At 72.0% G+C, this 20,832-nt stretch carries 17 protein-coding genes; 7 read left to right on the top strand and 10 right to left on the bottom strand.

Features of this window, described 5'->3' with window-relative positions; translation table 11 throughout:
* Positions 1-90: 90 nt before the first annotated feature.
* Positions 91-1,122, bottom strand: a complete 1,032-nt coding sequence (locus JOL79_RS13010; protein WP_210156040.1) for an ROK family transcriptional regulator — start codon at positions 1,120-1,122, stop codon at positions 91-93.
* A 46-nt stretch (positions 1,123-1,168) separates the two neighbouring features.
* On the opposite strand from JOL79_RS13010, the gene JOL79_RS13015 reads away from it, so the two are divergent.
* Positions 1,169-2,344, top strand: coding sequence for an MFS transporter (locus JOL79_RS13015; RefSeq protein WP_210156041.1), 1,176 nt, complete (start codon positions 1,169-1,171; stop codon positions 2,342-2,344).
* Positions 2,345-2,376: 32 nt separating this feature from the next.
* On the top strand, positions 2,377-3,576 hold the full coding sequence (locus JOL79_RS13020) for a pentapeptide repeat-containing protein (protein WP_210156042.1): 1,200 nt from the start codon (positions 2,377-2,379) through the stop codon (positions 3,574-3,576).
* On the opposite strand, the gene JOL79_RS13025 is transcribed toward JOL79_RS13020, so the two are convergent.
* Positions 3,553-4,944 carry an NAD(P)H-quinone dehydrogenase gene (locus tag JOL79_RS13025; protein ID WP_210156043.1) on the bottom strand — a complete coding sequence of 464 codons (1,392 nt, stop codon included), beginning with the start codon at positions 4,942-4,944 and terminating at the stop codon, positions 3,553-3,555. The two genes, JOL79_RS13020 and JOL79_RS13025, sit on opposite strands and share 24 nt — an antisense overlap.
* Positions 4,945-5,071: 127 nt before the next feature.
* On the opposite strand from JOL79_RS13025, the gene JOL79_RS13030 reads away from it, so the two are divergent.
* The 3 genes from JOL79_RS13030 to JOL79_RS13040 all read left to right on the top strand — a co-directional run bounded on the left by JOL79_RS13030 (position 5,072) and on the right by JOL79_RS13040 (position 8,170).
* The gene (locus tag JOL79_RS13030; protein ID WP_210156044.1) at positions 5,072-5,524 is read left to right on the top strand and encodes a gamma-glutamylcyclotransferase family protein; all 453 of its coding nucleotides are present in this window, start codon (positions 5,072-5,074) and stop codon (positions 5,522-5,524) included.
* A 60-nt stretch (positions 5,525-5,584) separates the two neighbouring features.
* On the top strand, positions 5,585-6,388 hold the full coding sequence (locus JOL79_RS13035) for a purine-nucleoside phosphorylase (protein ID WP_210156045.1): 804 nt from the start codon (positions 5,585-5,587) through the stop codon (positions 6,386-6,388).
* 150 nt (positions 6,389-6,538) lie between these two features.
* Positions 6,539-8,170 (top strand): phospho-sugar mutase, encoded by a 1,632-nt coding sequence (locus JOL79_RS13040; RefSeq protein ID WP_210156336.1) that lies wholly within the window; start codon positions 6,539-6,541, stop codon positions 8,168-8,170.
* A gap of 126 nt (positions 8,171-8,296) precedes the next feature.
* Here JOL79_RS13040 and JOL79_RS13045 read toward each other — a convergent pair whose 3' ends face one another.
* The 3 genes from JOL79_RS13045 to JOL79_RS13055 form a co-directional block, all read right to left on the bottom strand.
* Entirely contained in the window at positions 8,297-8,914 is a 618-nt protein-coding gene (locus JOL79_RS13045) for a PH domain-containing protein (RefSeq protein WP_210156046.1), read from the bottom strand.
* The gene (locus tag JOL79_RS13050; RefSeq protein ID WP_210156047.1) at positions 8,911-9,999 is read right to left on the bottom strand and encodes an adenosine deaminase; all 1,089 of its coding nucleotides are present in this window, start codon (positions 9,997-9,999) and stop codon (positions 8,911-8,913) included. The genes JOL79_RS13045 and JOL79_RS13050 overlap by 4 nt, the downstream gene beginning before the upstream one ends.
* Before the next feature lie 80 nt (positions 10,000-10,079).
* Positions 10,080-10,433: a cupin domain-containing protein gene (locus JOL79_RS13055; RefSeq protein WP_210156048.1), complete on the bottom strand. Its 354-nt coding sequence runs from the start codon at positions 10,431-10,433 to the stop codon at positions 10,080-10,082.
* Positions 10,434-10,532: 99 nt separating this feature from the next.
* Here JOL79_RS13055 and JOL79_RS13060 point away from each other — a divergent pair, with 99 nt between their 5' ends.
* Positions 10,533-12,479 (top strand): SigE family RNA polymerase sigma factor, encoded by a 1,947-nt coding sequence (locus JOL79_RS13060; RefSeq protein WP_210156049.1) that lies wholly within the window; start codon positions 10,533-10,535, stop codon positions 12,477-12,479.
* Positions 12,480-12,904: 425 nt separating this feature from the next.
* On the opposite strand, the gene JOL79_RS13065 is transcribed toward JOL79_RS13060, so the two are convergent.
* Both JOL79_RS13065 and JOL79_RS13070 read right to left on the bottom strand, forming a co-directional pair.
* On the bottom strand, positions 12,905-14,461 hold the full coding sequence (locus JOL79_RS13065) for an HNH endonuclease signature motif containing protein (protein WP_210156050.1): 1,557 nt from the start codon (positions 14,459-14,461) through the stop codon (positions 12,905-12,907).
* A 1,228-nt stretch (positions 14,462-15,689) separates the two neighbouring features.
* Positions 15,690-17,117, bottom strand: coding sequence for an MFS transporter (locus JOL79_RS13070; RefSeq protein WP_210156051.1), 1,428 nt, complete (start codon positions 17,115-17,117; stop codon positions 15,690-15,692).
* Between the two features lie 108 nt (positions 17,118-17,225).
* Between JOL79_RS13070 and JOL79_RS13075 the strand changes: the two genes are divergently transcribed.
* Positions 17,226-17,837 (top strand): MarR family winged helix-turn-helix transcriptional regulator, encoded by a 612-nt coding sequence (locus JOL79_RS13075; protein WP_210156052.1) that lies wholly within the window; start codon positions 17,226-17,228, stop codon positions 17,835-17,837.
* On the opposite strand, the gene JOL79_RS13080 is transcribed toward JOL79_RS13075, so the two are convergent.
* Genes JOL79_RS13080 through JOL79_RS13090 form a run of 3 tightly spaced genes read right to left on the bottom strand, consistent with a single transcriptional unit; the run spans position 17,827 to position 20,824 of the window.
* Positions 17,827-19,113: a thymidine phosphorylase gene (locus tag JOL79_RS13080; protein ID WP_210156053.1), complete on the bottom strand. Its 1,287-nt coding sequence runs from the start codon at positions 19,111-19,113 to the stop codon at positions 17,827-17,829. The genes JOL79_RS13075 and JOL79_RS13080 overlap by 11 nt on opposite strands.
* Before the next feature lie 8 nt (positions 19,114-19,121).
* Positions 19,122-19,556, bottom strand: a complete 435-nt coding sequence (locus JOL79_RS13085; protein WP_210156054.1) for a cytidine deaminase — start codon at positions 19,554-19,556, stop codon at positions 19,122-19,124.
* Positions 19,553-20,824 (bottom strand): ABC transporter permease, encoded by a 1,272-nt coding sequence (locus JOL79_RS13090; protein ID WP_210156055.1) that lies wholly within the window; start codon positions 20,822-20,824, stop codon positions 19,553-19,555. Before JOL79_RS13090 ends, JOL79_RS13085 begins: the two co-directional genes overlap by 4 nt.
* Positions 20,825-20,832: the final 8 nt, after the last annotated feature.

The following is a 20,832-nucleotide window of genomic DNA, read 5'->3' on the forward strand; positions in this document are numbered from 1 at the left end:
CGGCTGGGAATCCGCCTGGGAATCCGGGTCGGCGACCCGGCCGGTAACCCGGGCTTCCCTCTCGGCTGAGCCTCCCCCGGGCCGCCCGCGTCAGCGGGCGGCCCCGCCGAACACCTCGTCCCGCGCCGACGCCAAGGCGGTGTGCACCGCCCCCCGCAGGACGGGGTTGTCGGCGATCTCGGTCATCCTGACCTCCACGGGCACGGGTGATACGGCGGAAAGGCGCCGCTCGACCTCCGCGGCGAGCTCCGCCCCGCCCGCACGGCTGGTCCCGCCGGCGAGCACCACCAGCCCGGGATCGAGCACGGCGACCATCGTGAACGCGCACTCGGCGACGCGGCCGGCCAGGGCGCCGGTGTCCAGCCCGTGGAGCGCCTCCTCGGCCAGCAGATCGCACGCGAGCGTGCCGGACAGGCTGAGATAGCCGAGCTCCCCCGCGCCTCCCGACACACCCCGGCGCAGCCGGCCGCCCAGCATCACGGCGGCGCCCACACCGTCGTCGAGCCAGAGCAGCACGAAGTCGTCCCGCCCGGCGGCGACGCCACCCTGGTGCTCGGCCACGGCGGCCAGGTTCACCTCGTTCTCGATGATCACGGGTACGCCGACGACCCTCTCCAGCGCCGTCCGCAGATCCGGCCGCCAGCCCGGCATGTCGTTGACCTCCGACAGGTCGCCCGTTCCGGGGTCGACCAGGCCGGGCGCGCCCACGACGACCGTGTGCAGGGGCCGCGCCCCGGCGGCCTCGGCCAACGTCGCCGCCACGAGTCCGGGCAGGTCGCGCGGGTCGACCGGCCGCGTCGCCGAGCCGACCGGCTCGCCGGCGATGTCGGCCACCGTCACGTTCACCACGTCACGCCGGATGTCGACGCCGCCCACGTGGGCGCGCTCGGCCACCAGGCCGTACAGGCGGGCGTTCGGCCCGCGCCGGTCTCCGCCCGTCTCCCCGGCGACCCGGATCAGGCCCTCCGCCTGCAGCCGTTCGATCAGGTCGGAGACCGTAGGCCGGGACAGCCCGGTGATCTCCCGCAACTGCGGCGCGGTCAGCGGGCCGCGTTCGAGCAGCAGATCGAGCGCGACCCGGTCGTTGATGGCTCGCGCGAGCCGTGGTGTAGCGGTTCTCATACTCATGCCTCTATTCATCAGGCAACCTAACTGTTAATTTATTGCCATGACCGACAGACAGCAACGCGCAGCCGCCGTCGTCTTCGCGGTTCACGGAGCGGTGGCGGGCAGCCTGGCCACCCGCGTCCCCTGGCTGCAGGATCATCTCGGAATCGACACGCAGGTTCTCGGCTTCGCCCTGCTCTGCCCGCCCATCGGAGCGTTCCTGGCGATGCCGATGGCCGGACGGCTCGCCCACCGCTTCGGCGGACGCGCCGCGACGCGCGGCCTGCTCGCCCTCTGGTGCGCGGCGCTGGCGCTGCCCGCCCTGATGCCCGGCCCCTTCTGGCTCGGCGTCGTCTTCCTCCTGTACGGCGCGGCGGCCGGCATGTGCGACGTCGCCATGAACGCGCAGGGAGTGGTCGTCGAGAAGCGGCTCGGCCGATCGATCATGTCCGGACTGCACGGCATGTGGAGTGTGGGCAACCTCATCGGCGCCGGCACCGGCGCGCTGGCCGCGCAGATCTCCCTCGACGCCCGCGCGCACCTCGCCCTGGTGGCGGGCGCCCTGCTGCTCGCGGGCGCGGCCGGCAGCCGCGGGCTCCCCGAGGGACGGCCGGACAGCGGAGAGCCGGCCCCGGGCCGCTTCCAGCTGCCACCGCCCGCGGTGCTCGCGATCGCCCTGGTCGGCTTCTGCGCCACCTTCGCCGAATGGGCGGGCATCTCCTGGGCGGCGGTCTACCTCGAGCAGGTCACCGGCGCCACGGCCGGGCTCGCGGCGGGCGGCTACGCGGTCTTCGTGTCCTGCATGGTCGCGGCCAGGTTGACCGGAGACCGGCTCGTCCGGCGGTTCGGGCCGGTGGCGACCGTCCGGGCGAGCGCCGTCACGGCGGTGGCCGGGGGCCTTGTCATCGCCGCGGGCCGCAGCCCGGCACCGGTGATCGCCGGGTTCGCGCTGCTCGGCCTGGGACTGGCCACGATCGTGCCGCTGGTCTTCGCCGCCGCCGGCCGGGTGAGCGCCACCGCGGGCCAGGGCGTCGCGGGCGTGGCCACGATCACCTACCTGTCGGGGCTGCTCTCTCCCCCCGTCATCGGCTGGCTCGCTCACACCTTCGCCTTCCCCGTCGCGTTCGGGCTCGTGACCTGCGTCCTCGCGGCGGTGCCCGCGATGGCCGGCACCCTGCGTCCCCGGCCTCGTGTCCGGCAGGTCAGCGAGATGCAAGTGGACGTAAAGATCGCATGAGAAACTCGGGGCGTTCCCTCAGGAGGCCCCCCGTGCGTCGTTTCGTCCCCCTCATTGTCTCCGTCCTCTTCGTGCTCGTCCCGGCGACCGCCGCGCACGCGGCGGTCAGCCCGTGCAAACCCGGCAGCGGCGCCAAGCTCCGTGGCAAGGACTTCACCAACGGGGCGACGCTCCCCTTGAACCTGAGGTGCGCGGACCTGACCCGGGCCACGTTCGACGAAGTCGACCTGACCCAGAAGGATCTCACCGGCGCGATCCTGCGCGACGCCTCATTCAAGGAAGCGGACCTCACCCAGGCGCACCTCGAGTACGCCGACCTGCGTGGCGCCGACTTCTCCGACGCCGACCTCGGCCAGCTGCAGGCCAAGCACGCCGATCTGAGGGGCGCCGTGCTGACCGACGCCCACGCGGGGCAGGCGCAGTTTCCCCACGCCGACCTGACCGGCGCGGTCCTCACCAGGGCGGAGCTCACCCAGGCCAACCTGGTGGACGCGAAGCTGGCCGGCGCCGACCTCAGGAACGCCACGCTCGGCCAGATCAAGGCCCGTACCGCCGACTTCACGAAGGCCAGGCTCAACGAGGCCAAGATGGGCCAGGCAGAGCTGCAGAACGCGGTGCTCAAGGACGCCGACCTCCGCGAGGCGGAGCTCACCCAGGCCGACCTCGACGGCGCGGACCTCCACGGCGCCGACGTCGGCAAGACGAGCTTCATCCAGGCCGAGCACCTCAACCTCACCGGCACCCACGGCGCGGCCAAGGACGTCCCGGATGACGCGATCAAGCAGGCTCCGGCCGGTGACGGCGACGAGGACGGCGACGGCGACACGCCCGTCTCCGCGGGCCGGCCCGTGAGCCGGCCGCCGACGGCGCTGGTCCTGGTGATTCTCGGCGGGCTGGGCCTCAGCCTGACCCTGCTGATCTGGGGCGTCAGCCACCGGCGCAAGGAGCGGTTCGTGGCGGCCATGGCGGTGGCCAGGCACCGGGCCGAGGAGGACGTGGTCAGGTTCGGCGAGGAGATCGACGCCCTCGACTTCGACATGAAGGTCAGTCAGATCAGCGGCCCGGCCGACGAGTGGCGGGCCGCCCTCGACGCCTACGAGGCCGCCCGGCGGGTCCTCGACGTGGCCCAGACGCCGTACGAGCTGGCGGGGGCGGCCACGGCCGTGGCGCAGGGACGGCGCGCACTGGAGAAGGTGCGCACGCGGCTGTCAGATACCGGCGGTCAGCGGTGACATGAGGCGGCGGGCCGCCTCGGTGACCGACCCCGACAGCGACGGGTAGACCGCGAAGGTGTGGGCGAGCTGGTCCACGGTGAGCCGGTGCTGCACGGCGACCGACACGGCGAGGATCAGCTCGGACGCCCGTGGGGCCACCACGACGCCGCCCAGGACGATGCCGGTGTTGGGCCGGCAGAACAGCTTCACGAAACCGTCGTTGAAGCCCTGCATCTTGGCGCGGGCGTTGGTGGCCAGCGGCAGCTTGACGACGTTGGCCTCGATCTCACCGGCCTCGATCTGCCGCTGCGAGACTCCCACGGCGGCGATCTCCGGATCGGTGAAGATGTTCGAGGCCACCGTGGCCAGCCGGATCGGCTGGACCGCCTCTCCCAGGGCGTGCCAGACGGCGATCCGGCCCTGCATGGCGGCGACGGAGGCGAGCATGAGCACGCCGGTGCAGTCGCCGGCCGCGTAGACGCCGGGCGCGGACGTCCGGGACACCTTGTCGACCTCGATGAAGCCGTTGCGGTCGAGCCGCACTCCGGCCTCCTCCAGCCCGATGCCGGCGGTGTTGGGCACCATGCCGACCGTCATCAGGCAGTGGGTGCCCTCGGCCGTCCTGCCGTCCTCCAGGGTGACGACGACGCCGTCCTCGGTGCGCTTCACCGACGCGGCCCGGGACCGGCCCATGACGTTCATCCCGCGGCGGCGGTAGACCTCTTCCAGGACCTCGGCGGCGTCCGCGTCCTCGTTCGGCATCATCCGGTCGCGGGAGGAGACGAGCGTCACCTCGGAGCCCAGCGACCGGTACGCCCCGGCGAACTCGGCCCCCGTGACGCCGGAGCCGACCACGATCAGGTGCTCGGGCAGCTCTTCGAGGTCGTAGAGCTGGCGCCAGCTCAGGATGCGTTCGCCGTCGGGCTCAGCGCCGGGCAGCACGCGGGGGTGCGCGCCCGTGGCGACGATCACGACGTCGGCCCGGATCGTACGGTCTCCGGCCTGGACGACCTGGGGGTCCACCAGGCGGCCGGCGGCCGTGATGACCTCGACCCCCTCGGCGGCCAGCCGCGCCGCGATGTCGGCCGACTGGGCCTGCGCGAGTTCCTTCACCCGCTTGTTGACCAGGGGCATGTCGGCGAGCACCCCTCCGGCGTCACCGTCGGGGCCGCCGCTGTAGCGCACGCCCAGGGACGCCGCGTCGAGCAGCGCCTGCTTGCGGACGGAGGTGGCGATCAGGGTCTTGGACGGCACGCAGTCGGTGAGCACGCAGGCGCCGCCCGGTCCCTCTTTCTCGACCACGGTGACCTGAGCCCCCAGTTGGGCGGCCACCAGTGCCGCCTCGTATCCGCCAGGGCCCCCGCCGATGATCACAATCCTCGTCACACCGCCCATTGTCCCGTATATCTCCCAGCTCGTCCGATGAGGGGGACGGTAATGGCCCGACTACGTGTAATTACAGCGACCCCGGCCTTCGCCGATCTTTGGGGATCTTGGATTAGGCTTGTGTGCCGTGCCTGTTTACGCGGCCTACGGCAGCAACATGGACCCCAAGCAGATGGCGGAGTGGGCGCCCCACTCTCCCATGCGAGGAACCGGCTGGCTCCAGGGCTGGCGGCTGACCTTCGGCGGGGAGGACGTCGGCTGGGAGGGCGCGCTCACCACCATCGTCGAAGACTCGGCCGAGCAGGTGTTCGTCGTGCTCTACGACGTGCCGGAGTGGGACGAGACCTCCCTGGACCGCTGGCAGGGCAGCGACCTCGGCCTCTACCGCAAGCTGCGCCTGCGGGTGGCCACCTTGGAAGGCGACGTGCTGGCCTGGTCCTACGTCCTCGACTCCTACGAGGGCGGCCTGCCGTCCGCCCGCTACCTCGGCATCCTCGCCGACGCCGCGGAGAAGGCCGGCGCGCCCGACGACTACGTCACCGCCCTGCGCACCCGTCCGTGCAAGTCGCTCGGCGACTGACGGCCGCCGAACTGCTATGACCAGGCGTGGCGGTTCATCCGCTTCTGTACGCTACGTGAAGTGACGAACGATCCGTACCTGCTGGCCGCGGAGGCCGCCACCACGCTGAGGAACCTCACCGGCACTCCCTCGTTCGACGTGGCACTCGTGATGGGTTCGGGCTGGGCGCCCGCCGCCGACGCGATCGGCGAGACGGTCGCCGAGTTGCCCGCGACCAAGCTGCCGGGCTTCTCCGCGCCGGCCGTCGCGGGCCACGGCGGCTCGATCCGGGCCGTGCGGACGAGCGGCGGCAGGAACGCGCTGGTCTTCCTCGGCCGCACCCACCTCTACGAGGGCCGCGGCGTCGCGCCCGTGGTGCACGGCGTGCGCACGGCGGTGGCCGCGGGAGCCCGGACGGTCGTGCTGACCAACGCCGCCGGAGGGCTGCGCCCGGAGACCCAGAAGGTCGGGGAGCCGGTCCTGATCGCCGACCACATCAACATGACCGGCAGCAACCCGATCACGGGCACCCGGTTCGTCGATCTCACCGAGGTCTACTCGCGCCGCCTCCGCGACCTCGCCCGGGCGGCCGAACCGACCCTCCAGGAGGGCGTCTACGTCGCCTTCCGCGGCCCGACCTACGAGACTCCGGCCGAGATCCGCATGCTGCGCACCCTGGGCGGCGACCTGATCGGCATGTCGACGGTGCTGGAGGCGATCGCCGCCCGTGAAGGCGGCGCCGAGGTGCTCGGGATCTCCCTCGTCACCAACCCCGGCGCAGGGCTCGTGGGCGAGCCGCTCAACCACGAGGAAGTCCTCGAAGTGGGCCGGGCCACCGCCGCCCGCATGGGCGTCCTGCTCTCCACGGTCGTCGACAAGCTCTGACAGGGAGTACGCGTGCCCTCCACCGACCCGTCCAGCGGCCCCGCCGTCTCCTCCACCGGCCCCGCCTCCCCGTCCACCGGCCCTGCCACCCCGTCCGCCGGCCCTGCCACCCCGTCCGCCGGCCCCTCCGCCGCGCCCCTCGGCGGGGACATCGCGGACCTCGTACGACTCGCCCGCGAATGGCGCGAGCAGGACCCCGACCCGCGGACCCGGGCAGAGCTCGACGCCATCCTGGAGCGGGATGACCTGGCCGCGCTGGCCGACCGGTTCGGCGCGAAACTTGAGTTCGGCACCGCCGGCCTGCGCGGCGAGCTGGGCGCCGGGCCGAACCGGATGAACCGCGTGACCGTCATGCGGGCCGCCGCCGGGCTCGCCCGCCGGCTCGGCCCGGGGAAGCACGTCGTGATCGGCTACGACGGCCGGCACAACTCGGACGTGTTCGCCGCCGACACGGCGGCCGTGCTGACCGGGGCCGGGCTGCGCGCCTCGATCATGGGGGCCAGGTGGCCCACCCCGGTCCTCGCCTTCGCCGTACGACACCTGGGCGCGGACGCGGGCGTCATGGTCACCGCGTCGCACAACCCGCCGAGGGACAACGGCTACAAGGTCTACTGGAACGACGGCGCGCAGATCGTGCCGCCGATCGATCACGAGATCTCGCAGGCCATCGACGCCGTGGGCCGGGTCGACGAGCTTCCGCTCGGGGAGGGATGGACGACCCTCGATCACGGCGACGTCATCGAGCCGTACCTGGACGCCCTCGCCGCGCTGCCCATCGGTGACGCCAGGGACATCTCCGTGGCGTACACGCCGATGCACGGCGTCGGTGGCACGACGCTGGCCGAGGCGTTCGCCCGGGTCGGCTTCCCCGCCCCGACCGTCGTGCCGGAACAGGCCGAGCCGGACCCGGACTTCCCGACGGTGGCGTTCCCCAACCCGGAGGAACCGGGCGCGATGGACCTCGTGCTCGGCCTCGCCGCCTCGATCGACGCCGATCTCGTGATCGCCAACGACCCGGACGCCGACCGGTGCGCGGCCGGCACGCCGCTGCCCGGCGGGGGTTACCGCATGCTGACCGGCGACGAGGTGGGCGGGCTGCTCGCCGAGCACGCGCTGCGGCACACCTCCGGCCCCGACCGCCTGGTGGCCAACTCGATCGTGTCGTCGTCGCTGCTCGCCCGGATCGCCGAGGCGTACGGCGTACGGCACGCGGAGACACTCACCGGCTTCAAGTGGATCATGAAGACCGGCCCCGGGCTGGTGTTCGGCTACGAGGAGGCGCTCGGCTACAGCGTCGGTTCCGACGCGGGGACGCCCGTCCACGACAAGGACGGCATCGGAGCCGCGCTGGCGGTCGCCGGGCTGGCCGCCGCCGCGAAGCGGGACGGCCGCACCCTGCTCGACCTGCTCGACGACCAGGCCCGGCGGTACGGTCTGCACGCCACCGGTCAGCTGTCGTTCCGCGTCGAGGACCTGTCCCTGATCTCCGCGGCGATGGAACGGCTGCGCGACCGGCCTCCGGTGGAGCTCGGGGGGCGGAAGGTCGAATCGACCGAGGACCTGACCGAGGGCGTGGCCGGCCTGCCGCCGACGGACGGGCTGCGCTACCGCCTGTCGGGCGGCGCCCGGATCGTGGTCCGCCCGAGTGGCACCGAGCCCAAGCTCAAGTGCTACCTGGAGGTCGTCGTCCCGGTGGCCGGCGAGGTCGCCGAGGCACGGGCGGAAGCCGCCCGCGACCTTGACGCGCTGCGCCGCGACCTGGGGGCCGCCCTCGGTCTGTGACCCCCGGCCGCCGGGCGGTCCGGCCAGACCGGCCTGCCCGGCGGGACCGGCTGTCGGTCCTGCTGTCGGTCCTGCTGTCGGTCCTGCTGTCAGTCTTGCTCGTCAGTCTTGCTGTCAGTCTTGCTGTCAGACGGACAGGACGACGATCAGCACGACCAGCGCCAGCGCGGCGGCCACGGCCGCCAGGGCGGACGGCGACCAGGTGACCTGCGCGGTCACCGCGCCCCGCGCCGCCCCCGGTTCGACGCCGAGCCGCTCCGCGCGGGCCTCCATGAGCTGCTGACCGACCCAGTCGGCGTGGGTGCGGGCCCCGATGGCCTCGGCCGCCGCCTTCTCGGTCTTGGACATGGTGTCGGATGCGGTGGCGGCGATGGCGCGGGCGGCCCGCCTGGTGGCCCTCGCCCGTTCCCGGGCAGAGGCCTGCGGCACCCAGCACCGGACGGCCGTCTCGCCCGACTCGATCACGATCCCGCTCGTCACGATGACGTCGTCCACGGCGCTCCACGGGATCCGGGTGTTCCTGAGCGGGTTGCGTACCAGGATCCCCTCCTCCCCGGCGACGACGGCCGGGCGCATCGCCAGGAGGAAGACCAGTGCGGTGACGACGCCGAGCACCGCGCCCGCGACCAGCGCCGACGGCATGGTGCCGTGGGCGGCCAGGTCCCAGACGTTCCAGGCGGTGAACAGCAGCCAGGCCCAGCCGAACACCCAACCCGCGCGGGACCGGTAGACCTGCCCCCTCACGCGGGCCACTTGAGCCGGGCGAAACCGGGCTTGATGACGCCGTTGATCAGGTTGAGGCGCTCGTCGAACGGGATGAACGCCGACTTCATCGCGTTGACCGTGAACCACTGCAGGTCGTCCCAGCCATAGCCGAAGGCGTCGACCAGCTGGGCGAACTCCCGGGACACGCTGGTGTCGCTCATCAGCCGGTTGTCGGTGTTGACCGTCACCCTGAAGTGCAGGCGGCGCAGCAGGCCGATGGGATGCTCGGCGATCGACGCGGCGGCCCCGGTCTGCAGGTTCGACGTGGGACACATCTCCAGCGGGATGCGCTTGTCGCGTACATACGCCGCGAGCCGCCCGAGCTTTTCACCGCCGTTGCCTGACACGGTGATGTCGTCGATGATGCGCACGCCGTGGCCGAGCCGGTCGGCCCCGCACCACTGGATGGCCTGCCAGATCGACGGCAGCCCGAACGCCTCTCCCGCGTGGATGGTGAAGTGGGCGTTCTCACGCTGGAGATACTCGAACGCGTCCAGGTGGCGGGTGGGCGGGTAGCCCGCCTCGGCGCCCGCGATGTCGAAGCCGACCACACCGAGGTCACGGTAACGCACGGCGAGCTCGGCGATCTCCATCGACCGGGCCTGGTGCCGCATGGCCGTGAGCAGCGTGCCCACGCGGATGCGCGGACGGCCGTCGGGCCCGGCGGAGCCGATCCGGAAGCCCTCCAGCACCGCCTCGACCACCTGGTCGAGAGTGAGACCGGTGGACGTGTGCTGCTCCGGCGCGTAGCGGACCTCGGCGTAGACGACCCCGTCGTCCGCCAGGTCCTGAGCGCACTCCGCGGCCACCCTGGTCAGCGCCTCGGCGGACTGCATCACGCCGACGGTGTGGGCGAACGTCTCCAGATAGCGCTCCAGAGAGCCCGAGTTGGCCGCCTCACGGAACCAGGTCGCGAGGTTGCCGGGGTCGGCCGAGGGCAGCTCGTGCCCGCAGTCGCGGGCGAGATCCACGATCGTCTCGGGGCGGAGCCCGCCGTCGAGATGGTCGTGCAGCAGGACCTTGGGAGCCTTGCGAATCTCGTCCAGGGTGGGCAGGCCGTTCATGTGCCCTCCTCGCCGCGGTCGTTCATCTGGTAATCCTAGCGCCGGCCGTTCCGGCTTCCCCGGGACCGGATCGGGCGCGATCACTCCTCGCGGTTGGCGGTCTCGGGAGAGAAGGCCGGCAGGCACACCGCGACGTACTCGGCGCCGTCCGGGCCAGAGGTGTACCGGATCTTCTCACCCGGCTCGCTCACGAACGCCTGCCCGGCCGCCACGACGGTCGTGCCTTCGGCGTGCTCGATCACGACCGTGCCCTTGAGCACCAGCGTGTACTCCGCGAACTCCGGCGTCTGCGCCGGTTCCTCCCAGCCGGGCGGCGCCACCATGTGGGCGATCGACACCGAGGCGTCACCGCTGTTCACGCGGCCGACGTACTCGTCGATGAGCTTGCCCCCGGGCACCGGGACACGGGTGGGACCGTCAATCATCCTGACCATGGGACCAAGTGTGTCAGTGCGGACGACCACCCCAGAACGGTGGGTTCGCTACCCTTTCCGGCGCCAGAGGGACAACATCGCGGCAGTAAAGGGGTGCCGATGAGAGAGCCGCCGGGCTTGGGCGCGTTCTTCGCCGACCACTGCGAGTCGTTTGCCCGGACCGCCTATCTGCTGACCGGCGACACCGGAGAGGCGAACGCTCTCGTGGTGCGGACGCTCACCGCGTTGGCGGCCCAATGGCGCTCGGTGCGCTGGCGGTACCCGGGCCACGCGGCGCGCCTGGAACTCTTCGCGGCCTTCCTCCGCCGGCCGGGAACGGCCCCCGGTCGCCCCGGTCGCCCCGGTCCCAGCCACCCCGCTCTCGGTGACCCCGCTCTCTATGGTTTCGGCGACGCCGGTCTCGTTGGCTTCGGTGGCCCCAGTGGCGTCCAGGCGTCGCCGGACACGGATCTGCTCGACAGCCTGCAGGCCCTTCTGGCCGGATTGACCCCACGGTCCCGTGCCCTCGTCGTCGCCCACCTCCACGAAGGCGTGCCGGAGGAGGTGGCGGCCGTCCTGTGTCGTACGAAGCCCACCGTCGCCCGCGCCGAGCTGGCGGCGGCGCTCGCCCGCCTGCGCCCACTCGTCCCCACTTCGCCGACGCGCCTCGAGGACTCCTCCGGCTCCGCCCCCTCCACCGACGTGCTGGTCTTCCCGGAGCCCCCGGACTTCCCTGGCTCCGCGAGTTCCACGGACTCCTCGGGCTCCCCGGGCTCCCCGGATTCCCTGGGCTCAGTGGGCGCCCCGGACTCAGTGGGCGCCCCCGACGAGGAGCTTCGGCGCTCGCTCGACCTTCTGTCCCGCCGGATGCCCGTACCTGCTGCCGAGGAGACCCTCGCCTCGGCGCTGGCCGCCCAGGGTCGGCGCGCGGCGGTCCGTGCCAGCGTCGCGCTAACGCTGACCGCCCTGGCTGTGACGCCGCTCGCCTTCGCCGCAGTGGCGCTGGCAGACCACTACCAGCGCACGTCGCTTGTCCCCGTCCCCAGCGCCTCCGACGATCCTGACATTTACGATGTTCCCGGCGCGAACGTGCCGCCCGCTCCCGCAGCTCACGCTCCCTCGTCGACCGTACCCGGGACGCTGCCGGCCACGGTCGCGGACCCGATTCTCTTCGCCTACCGGGGCCGCTGCACCCTCGAACAGATCGTGGAGCAGAGGAGAAGCGAGCGGGTGCCCTTCGAAGATCCTCCTGTGGAAGGCGCGCCCTGCGAACAGTGGCGTGTGGTCACGGGCGGGGGCGAGCAGTGGCGGATCGCCGACGTCGACCTCCGCCAGGGCGCGAAGGGGCGGCCGCCCTTCGTCATCAGCGCCGACGGCAACCGGATGGGCTACTTCAGCACGAGCATGTCCGACTTCCAGGTGATGGACCGGCGCCACTCCATCCCCGAGTACAGCAGGTTTACCGACGGCGTGACGCACTTCCCGCGCCGCACCGGGCTGGCCATCTCCCCCGCCGGCCAGTGGATCGCCGTCGACTTCGGCACCGCAGCCCGCGCCCCGAAACCCCGGGTGCACGACTTCACCGGCAACCGCACCTGGGTGCTGCCGTGGCCCCTGACCGTTCTGGGCGTGTCCGAGGACGGCGTCGTCACCGGTACCCGGCCCGCGGCGGCCGGTGGGACCACCCTCATCCGCGTACGGCCGGACGGCCACATGCTGAGCGGCGTCCCGATCGTTCCCGCCCCTTCCGCCGGCGGAACCGCGCTGTCCTCAGACGGCCGGTATCTGGCCTTCCTTGGACGCGAGTCCGGACACACCCAAACGGCGCCCGTCGTGACAGTGGATACCGAAACGGGGCAGCGGCGTACGACGGCCGCAGCCCTCCCTGCTGGCACCCGCCCTGTCACCGTACGCGGGTGGGCAAGCGACCACGAGGTCCTCGTGCAGACGGCCACGCCCCACAGCCGACGGGTGTACGCGATCGACATGCGGACCGGGTCGTCGCGGGAGATAGTCCTGGACGGAGCAGGCTCCCCCGCCACCTGGGCCCCCGGCGCGCTCCACTAAGCCATTGAGGGGTGGGTCTGGGAATCCGGGGGTCTGGGAATCCGGGGGTCTGGGAATCCGGGGGTCTGGGAGTTCGGGTGTCGGAGGTCTGGGAATCTCGGGTCTGGGAATCTCGGGTCTGGCGATCTCGGGGCCCAGGGATCTGCTCCAGCGAGGCGCGTTCGACGGCGCGTGCTCCGGCGGGCCCCCGGGCGAGTGCGTGCCGCCCTGCGGACACGTCTCAGCGAGGCCGCGAGGTGTGCGTCTCTCGCGGCCCGGCTTCACGCCCGCCTGTGCCCGGGTGTCCCTCTATCCCGGGCGTCCGTCTATCCCGTGCGTCCGTCTTCCCCGGGTGTCTTGTCCCGGCGTTTGCTCTCGGCATCTGTCCCGAGCGCATGTCTTAGGTGCATGTCCCGGGCGCATATCCGGGCGTTCCGTTCAGGCGTTTACCCCGGGCGTTGGCGGGTGCTGCGCTCGTAGCCGCGGCGGTTGGGGTGGTGGGTGAGGGTCCAGGTGCCGTTGGGGTTGCGGTGGGCGGTGTAGCGGTCGGGGTGGGTGAATTTGTCGCGGTTGTGGAAGGTGCAGGCGGGGGCGAGCAGGTCGAGGTTGGTGACGCCGTCGTCGATCCAGCCGTGGACGTGGTCGACTTCGGCCATGGTGGCGGGGATGGGGCAGCCCTGGCAGTAGCAGGTGGCGTACTGCGCGAGCAGGGCTTTGCGCTGGGCGGGGGTGGCCAGCCGCACCGAGCGGCCCATGTCCAGCACCTGCCCCTTGGCGTCCATCACCATCCGGGTCAGGCGTGAGGTCCGCGCCAGGCGGTGGACGTCGCTGACGGGCAGCAGGTGCCCGGTGGCGACCAGCAGGCCGGGAGCGAGCCGGTCCGGGGCATGCCCACACGTCCGGCACGCGTCAGCCCGCGCTCCGGCCGCCTGTGCCTCCGTCCGCCCACCCGCCCGCGACTCCGCGTCTGCGCCCGCGGCAGCGCCTACGGCAGCGGCAGCGGCAGCGGCAGCGGCAGCGGCAGCGGGCATGCCACCACCCCAACCGCCGCTCCCCGTGCCGTCGGCAGGCCACGCGGCATCGTCAGAACCCGCACCATGGTCGGGCTCTGCGGCATGGTCGGGCTCCACGGCATGGTCGGGACGGGAGTCGCCAGGACCCGCCTGCTCGGGAGCGGACTCGGGTGAAGCGGACTCGGGTGAAGCGGACTCGGGTGGACCATCCCTGGGAGGAACCGCCTCGTCGTTTGGACCGTCTCGGTCGGCGCCGGCCGCAGGAGGTGCCTCATCATCGCCGCGCGCACCCGCCGCACCCGCCGCACCCGCGGTGCTGCGTGCGCCCGTCGCCCGGCTGGCGCCCGGCGACGTGTTCTGAGTCGTGGGATCGGTTGTGCCGATCGTCGTGTCGGAGTCGGTGCCGGTCGGGGTGGCGTCCTGCGCTCCGGCCGGCGGGGCCTTCGGTGCGCCGGTGGGGGCGAGGATGTCGTCGGGCAGGGACTCGGCCCGGACCATGACGACGAGTTCGGTGGAGACCTTCTCACTCAACAGCGCGGCGAACGCGTCGGCCTGACGGACGCGTAGCGGCCGGTCGTCGTCCCTGTCCTTGGGCCGGGCGTATGAAGTCAAGAACGCCCGCAACCGCGCCGCCGCCTCCCTCGGCAGGCGGAACTCCCCTTCCACCCCGCCGGTGCTGGACGGGCGAACCACCAGGAACCGGGACGCGTAGTCATCCTCACACTCCTCGACCAGGGTGCCGGGGTCGAGGATCTCCCGGATGTACCGGCCCGCCTTGGCCACCTCCGCACACGACGCGCTGTCGGACAACTGCACCAGAATCGGCTCGGCCTCCGCCGCCTGCGCGTCGGTCAGCCTCGCCGTCACCGAGGTAATGGCGTCCACCGCTCCGCCGGACAGTGACCCGGCCCGGTAGCGGGCCTTCACCTCCGGCAGGCGGGCCACCTCACCGGAAATCCGCAACCACCGCGACGCCCGCGCACCCGTCATCCCCGGACCACGCCGCACCACAACCGGCGGCCCATGCACGCCAGCAGTTCCCGGCGCCTCCGCGCCGCTCTCCGCCACCCCCGGCGCTACTGGCGTCTCCGCACCGATCTCTGCCGCGTCTGACGCAGACGCGTCTGGCGCAGAAGTGCTCGGTGCGGGGGTGGTCGGATCGGGGGTGCTCGGTCTGTCCGAGCGGAGCCATGAAGCGGTGGAGGCATGCCCATACGCCTTGGCCTCACCGGTGACATGCACCCGGTGCAGCAGCGCCACCATCGCCGCATTCAGCAGATCCACCGCCTGGATCAGCGTCTCAGCCCGCTGAAGGCACACCGCCGAACTGTCCGGCACCTCCGCACTCGCCCACCTGGCCGCCACCCGCAGCAACTCCGCCTCCGACAAGCACGGCCCCGGGCCCGGGGCAGCACCGGCCTTTCCTGTCTCTCCTGCCTCTCCTATCTCTCCTATCTGCCGTGGCTCACCGGCGCCCGAGCTCAAGCCGGGCACGTGGCCGCGCTCCCCGTCGCTGCGCCGGTCGCCGGCACATCCCTCATCAGCAGGTTGCTTCAGGGGGCCGGTACGAGAATCCACCCGTGGGTCAAGACATGTGCCCTCAAGCACCGGCGGCACCGATCGCATGGCAGTGGCCCGCGCGCCTTCGGGCCGGACCGTGGGATCGGGGAATGCCTGCACGATGAGCGGCTGGCCAGAGGCCGCGTGATCATCGCAGCCGTCGACAGCAGGGTCATGGAACGCCGGCACCCAGACACCTCCTCCACCAGACCCCTCAAGTAACCACAACGCTACAGAACGTCATCGACAATCCGCAACTGAGTTCGAAAATCCCAAGAGAAGAAGTGGGAGACCCAACCAGCCAATACACCCACCCAACACACCCAACGCGCGCAACATCGGCGGAACAGCGACGCCGGAGCCGCACGAACGTCCAACGCGGAGATCCCCTCAGATGGATCACGCGTTCGACACGCTACGCATCGTGACCGACAAACTCGACAGTCCCGACCCAGGCCCAGGCCCCACGGCCAGGCCCCACGGCCAGGCCCATGCATCCCACAGAGCGGCCCGACGGAGAACCCGGACGACCGACCGCCATCCGAGCCGACGGACAGCCGAAGGGGGCGCCCCGAGAAATCGGGACGCCCCCTTCTGTTTCCGGCCGCGCTCCCCCTTCGGCGCGGCCGTTCATCCCCCCTGTAGGGGGGAGCCTGGGTCAGGCCGCTTCCAGCGCCCTCTCCTCGCTCTCCACCGCGACCGCGGCCGGGGCGCGTCTCGAACGCAGCCCGGTCAGCGCGACCACCAGTCCGACCAGCGCGAACACGGCCGACACGGTGATCGCCGCGCGGAATCGGGAGATCGGGTCGCCGTCGCCGTCGCCTGCCGTCAGGACCGCGGTGACGATGGCGAGCACCACCGCGCCGCCGACCTGGCCGGAGGTGTTGAGCAGGCCGGAGGCCAGCCCCTGCTCGCTGTCGGGGACGCCCGCCACCGCCTGGATGTTCAGCGACGGGAACGACAGCCCGAACGCGATGCCCAGCAGCACCATGCCCGGGATCACCATGCCGAGCAGGCTCGGGTGCCGGTCGACCCGGAAGAACATCGCATAGCCGGCCAGCAGGGCCACGGAGCCGAGCACGATCAGCCGTCCGGTGCCGAACCGGTCGGCGAGCCGGCCCATCCGGGTGGAGCTGAGGGCGACGAGCAGCCCGGCGGGCAGGAACGCCACGGCCGTCTGCAGGGCGCTCCAGCCCAGCAGGTTCTGGAAGTACTGCATGGCCACGAACTGGAACCCGACGTACGACCCGAAGAGGATGACGAGCCCGATGTTGGCCCGCACCAGCGGGGCCGAGCGCAGGATGCCCAGCCGGACGAGCGGGTGGCGGACCCGGCGCTCGATCCAGACGAACAGTCCGAGGAGGACGGCGGATCCGGCGAGCGACGCCACGGTCTGCACGACACTCACCTTCGGCGCCTCGACGACCGCGAAGACGAGCAGCAGCATGGCCCCGGTCACGGTGAGCGCGCCCGGCAGGTCGTGCCCGCCCTCGCCGCGCTCGCGGTCGCGGGCCAGCAGCCGCACCCCGGCGACGAGCGCGATGAGGGCCACCGGGACCGGCATGAGGAACGTCCAGCGCCAGCCGACCTCGGTCAGCAGGCCGGACAGCACCAGGCCGAGAGAGAAGCCGCTGGCGCCGCAGGCGGTGAAGATGCTCAGCGCCCGGTTCCTGGCCGGTCCCTCGGCGAACGTGGTCGTGATGATGGACAGGGCGGCGGGCGCGGTGAACGCCGCACTCATGCCCTTGAGGAAACGGGCCGCGACGAGCAGCGTGCCGTCGCTCATCAGGCCGCCGAGCAGTGACGCGACGGCGAAGACCACCAGCGCGGCGAGGAAGACCCGGCGGCGGCCGAGCAGGTCGGCGGTCCGGCCCCCGAGAAGCAGCAGACCGCCGTACCCCAGCACGTAACCGCTGACCACCCACTGCAGGGACGAGGTGGTCATGCCGAGGTCGGCCTGGATGGACGGCAGGGCGACGCCCACCATCGATACGTCGAGGGCGTCAAGGAAGATGACCGCGCAGAGCACGGTGAGGGCACCCCATAGGCGCGCCCCCCAGCGCGCGTCCAATGTGGAGGAAGTCATGCCGACGAAGTTACATGCATGCGCATCCAATGCACAAGCAAATAATGTATTTGCACGTATCTCCCTGACGTGCTAGCATCGCGCGCAGAAAGGCGGGTCAGAAGGCCGATGAACGACACCGACTCAGAGTTCGTGGTTATGGCCTGGCGCGAGCTGCTCGCACGCCACGCCGAGGTGACAGGCGCGCTGGAGCGGGAGCTCAGCGACAGGCATTCCCTGGGCGTGAGCGAGTTCGAGGTGCTCGAACGGCTCGCCGAGGGAAACACGACGGAGGGGTGCGACGGAGCTCCCAAGTTCCGGGTGCAGGAGCTGGCCGCGCAGGTCCACCTGAGCCAGAGCGCGCTGTCCCGCCTGATCGCCCGCCTGGAGCGCGAGGGGCTGGTGTCCCGGTCCCTGTGCGAGGCCGACCGCCGCGGTGTGTTCGTCTACCTCACCGACGCGGGCCGCAGGCGTCACGACGAGGCCGTGCCCACCCACAGAGGAGTGCTGAGCGCCCACCTGTTCCCGCACCTCGTCAACGGCTCCCGCTGCCTCGGCACCGAACGGGACACCGCGAAGCGGTCCCACGAGAGCAGCACTGTGAGCAGCACCGTAAGCAGCGCTGTGAGCGGCGCCGAGGGCAGCACCGTGAGCGGCCTCGTGAGCAGTGTCCAAAGCAGGGACGAGAAGAGGCACGAGGACCGGCCCGCGGTCCCCGCACCCGGCCCCGTCAGGCAGTGATCCGGTCGACGACGAGCGGCAGCAGGCCGTCGCCGCTCGGCTCCCCGATCTCGTAGGCGCCGTCGAGCGCCGCCAGCGCCCGCTCGAAGCGCCCGGCCTCGTCGGCGTGCAGCGTCATCAGCGGCCGGCCCTCGCGGACGACGTCGCCCGGCTTGGCGTGCAGCGTGATGCCCGCGCCGGCCGACACCGGGTCCTCCTTGCGGGCCCGGCCGGCGCCGAGCCGCCACGCGGCGATCCCCACCTTGAGGGCGTCGAGCGAGGTCAGCACGCCGGACGCGGGCGCGGCGACCTCGACGGACTCGGCCGCCTTCGGCAGGGCGGCGTCCGGGTCGCCGCCCTGTGCCGTGATCATGCGCCGCCAGGCGTCCATGGCGGAGCCGTCCTTCAGCGCCTCCTCCGGGTCACGGGCGCCCGCCACCTCGGCGGCCTCCAGCATCTCCCGGGCGAGCCGCACGGTGAGCTCGACGATGTCCTGCGGGCCTCCGCCCGCGAGGACCTCGACCGCCTCCTGGACCTCCAGCGCGTTGCCCACGGCCAGGCCGAGCGGCCGGTCCATCGCGGTGAGCAGAGCCACCGTACGGACCCCCGCGTCGCTGCCCAGGGCGACCATCGTCCGGGCCAGCTCCCTGGCGTCGGCCACGTTCTTCATGAACGCCCCGGAGCCGACCTTGACGTCGAGCACGAGTGAGCCCGTGCCCTCGGCGATCTTCTTCGACATGATCGAGGAGGCGATCAGCGGGATCGACTCCACCGTCCCGGTCACGTCGCGCAGCGCGTAGAGCTTCCGGTCGGCGGGCGCGAGCCCACTGCCCGCCGCGCACACGACCGCTCCGGCGGCGCGGAGCACGCCGAGCATCTCGTCGTTCGACAGCGACGCCCGCCATCCGGGGATCGACTCCAGTTTGTCCAGGGTGCCACCGGTGTGGCCGAGCCCGCGGCCCGACAACTGGGGCACGTACGCCCCGCACGCGGCCACCAGCGGCGCGAGCGGCAGCGTGATCTTGTCGCCGACGCCGCCGGTGGAGTGCTTGTCGGCGGTGGGACGGTCGAGCGACGACCAGTCCATCCGCTCCCCCGAACGGATCATCGCCTGGGTCCAGTCCGCGATCTCCCTGCGGTCCATCCCGTTCAGCAGGATCGCCATCAGCAGCGCCGACATCTGCTCGTCGGCCACCTCGCCGCGCGTGTAGGCGTCGATCACCCAGTCGATCTGGGCGGTCGACAGCTCCCCGCGATCCCGCTTCGCGGTGATGATCTCGATCGCGTCGAATCCCATGAGTCTCCCTATCGCGACAGGTCGTCCGGCCCGAAGGCGAACGGCAGGATCTCGGCCATCCGCGCGGGCCCTTCCGGCGTCTCCACCAGCAGCTCGGGGCCGCCGTGCTCGAAGAGGAGCTGACGGCAGCGCCCGCACGGCATCAGCAGCTCGCCGTGCCCGTCCACGCAGGTGAACGCCACCAGGCGGCCGCCGCCCCCGGCGTGCAGGGCCGACACCAGCCCGCACTCGGCGCACAACCCCAGGCCGTACGACGCGTTCTCCACGTTGCAGCCGGTGACGACGCGGCCGTCGTCGACGAGAGCCGCAGCCCCCACGGGAAACTTCGAATACGGCGCGTAGGCGTTGGCCATGGCGTCGCGCGCGGCGACGCGCAGGGCCTCCCAGTCGAGGCCGGCAGCCGTGGAACCGGTGGACCCAGTGGGTTCGGTGGGCTTGGTCATGTGGCGTTCCCCCTCCGGTACGGGATTCCGTCGGCCGCGGGCATGCGCAGACGCTGCGAGGCCAGCGACAGCACCAGCAACGTGGTGAGGTGCGGAGTGAACGAGGTGAACTGCTCGGGCACGGTCGTGGTGACGGCGAACACCGCGAAGACGACGGCCGCGACGATCGCCGTGATCAGGGCCGCCCCGCCGCGACGCTGCCGGACCAGCTGGTAGACGGCGACCGCGGCGAGCAGCAGCGCGACGACCAGCAGCAGCGCGTGGACGGAGGTGCCGCCCTGCCGCAGCTGGAGCGCGTCGGTGTAGCCGAACAGCGTCGCCCCGGCGGCCAGCCCTCCCGGCCGCCAGTTGCCGAAGATCATGGCGGCGAGGCCGATGTAGCCCCGGCCGCCCGTCTGCCCGTCCCGGTAGATGCCGGCGGCCACGAGCGACAGGAAGGCCCCGCCCAGCCCGGCGAGCAGGCCGGAGACGAGCACGCCGATCCACTTGTACAGGTAGACGTTGACGCCCAGCGACTCCGCGGCGATCGGCCGCTCGCCGCAGGCCCGCAGCCGCAGGCCGAACGCCGTGCGCCACAGCAGGTAGAACGTCAGCGGCACCAGCAGCAGCGCCAGGATCGTGAACCAGGACACGTCCTGAGTGATGCCCCGCAGCAGCCCGGCCACATCAGAGAGCAGGAACCAGTGCTTGGTTTCCAGCGTCTGCAGGGGATCGTTGAGGAACTTGATGCTGAAGGTGCTCAGCTTCGGCAGCGGAGGCGACTGCTTGGCCCCGCCGCCCGGCATGCCGTCGAACACCAGCTTGGACAGATACTGGGTGAACCCGACGCCGACGATGTTGATCGCGACACCCGAGATGATGTGGTCGACGCCGAACGTCACCGTGGCCAGCGCGTGGATGGCGGCGCCGAGCGCCCCGCCGACGGCGCCGGCGATCACCCCGGCCCACGGGTTGTGGAACTCCAGGGCGCCCCAGGCGCCGAACCAGGTGCCGAGCACCATCATGCCCTCAAGGCCGATGTTGACCACGCCGGCCCGCTCGGACCACAGGCCGCCGAGACCGGCGAGCCCGATCGGGACCGCCAGGCCGAGCGCGGCGCTGACCGTACCCTTGGAGGTGATGTCCTCGGCGCCCGTGATCACCCGGGTGAGGGAGAGCAGCACGACCAGCCCGGCCAGCCCCAGCAGCAGGACCGGCGTGGTCAGCCGGAACCTCCGGGCGGGCGGCGCCTCCACCGGGCTGCCCACGGATAGGCCCGTCGCCGTCATGCCGTCTC

Origin of the sequence: Microbispora oryzae (genome assembly GCF_017896165.1) — a bacterium.
Classification (GTDB): domain Bacteria; phylum Actinomycetota; class Actinomycetes; order Streptosporangiales; family Streptosporangiaceae; genus Microbispora; species Microbispora oryzae.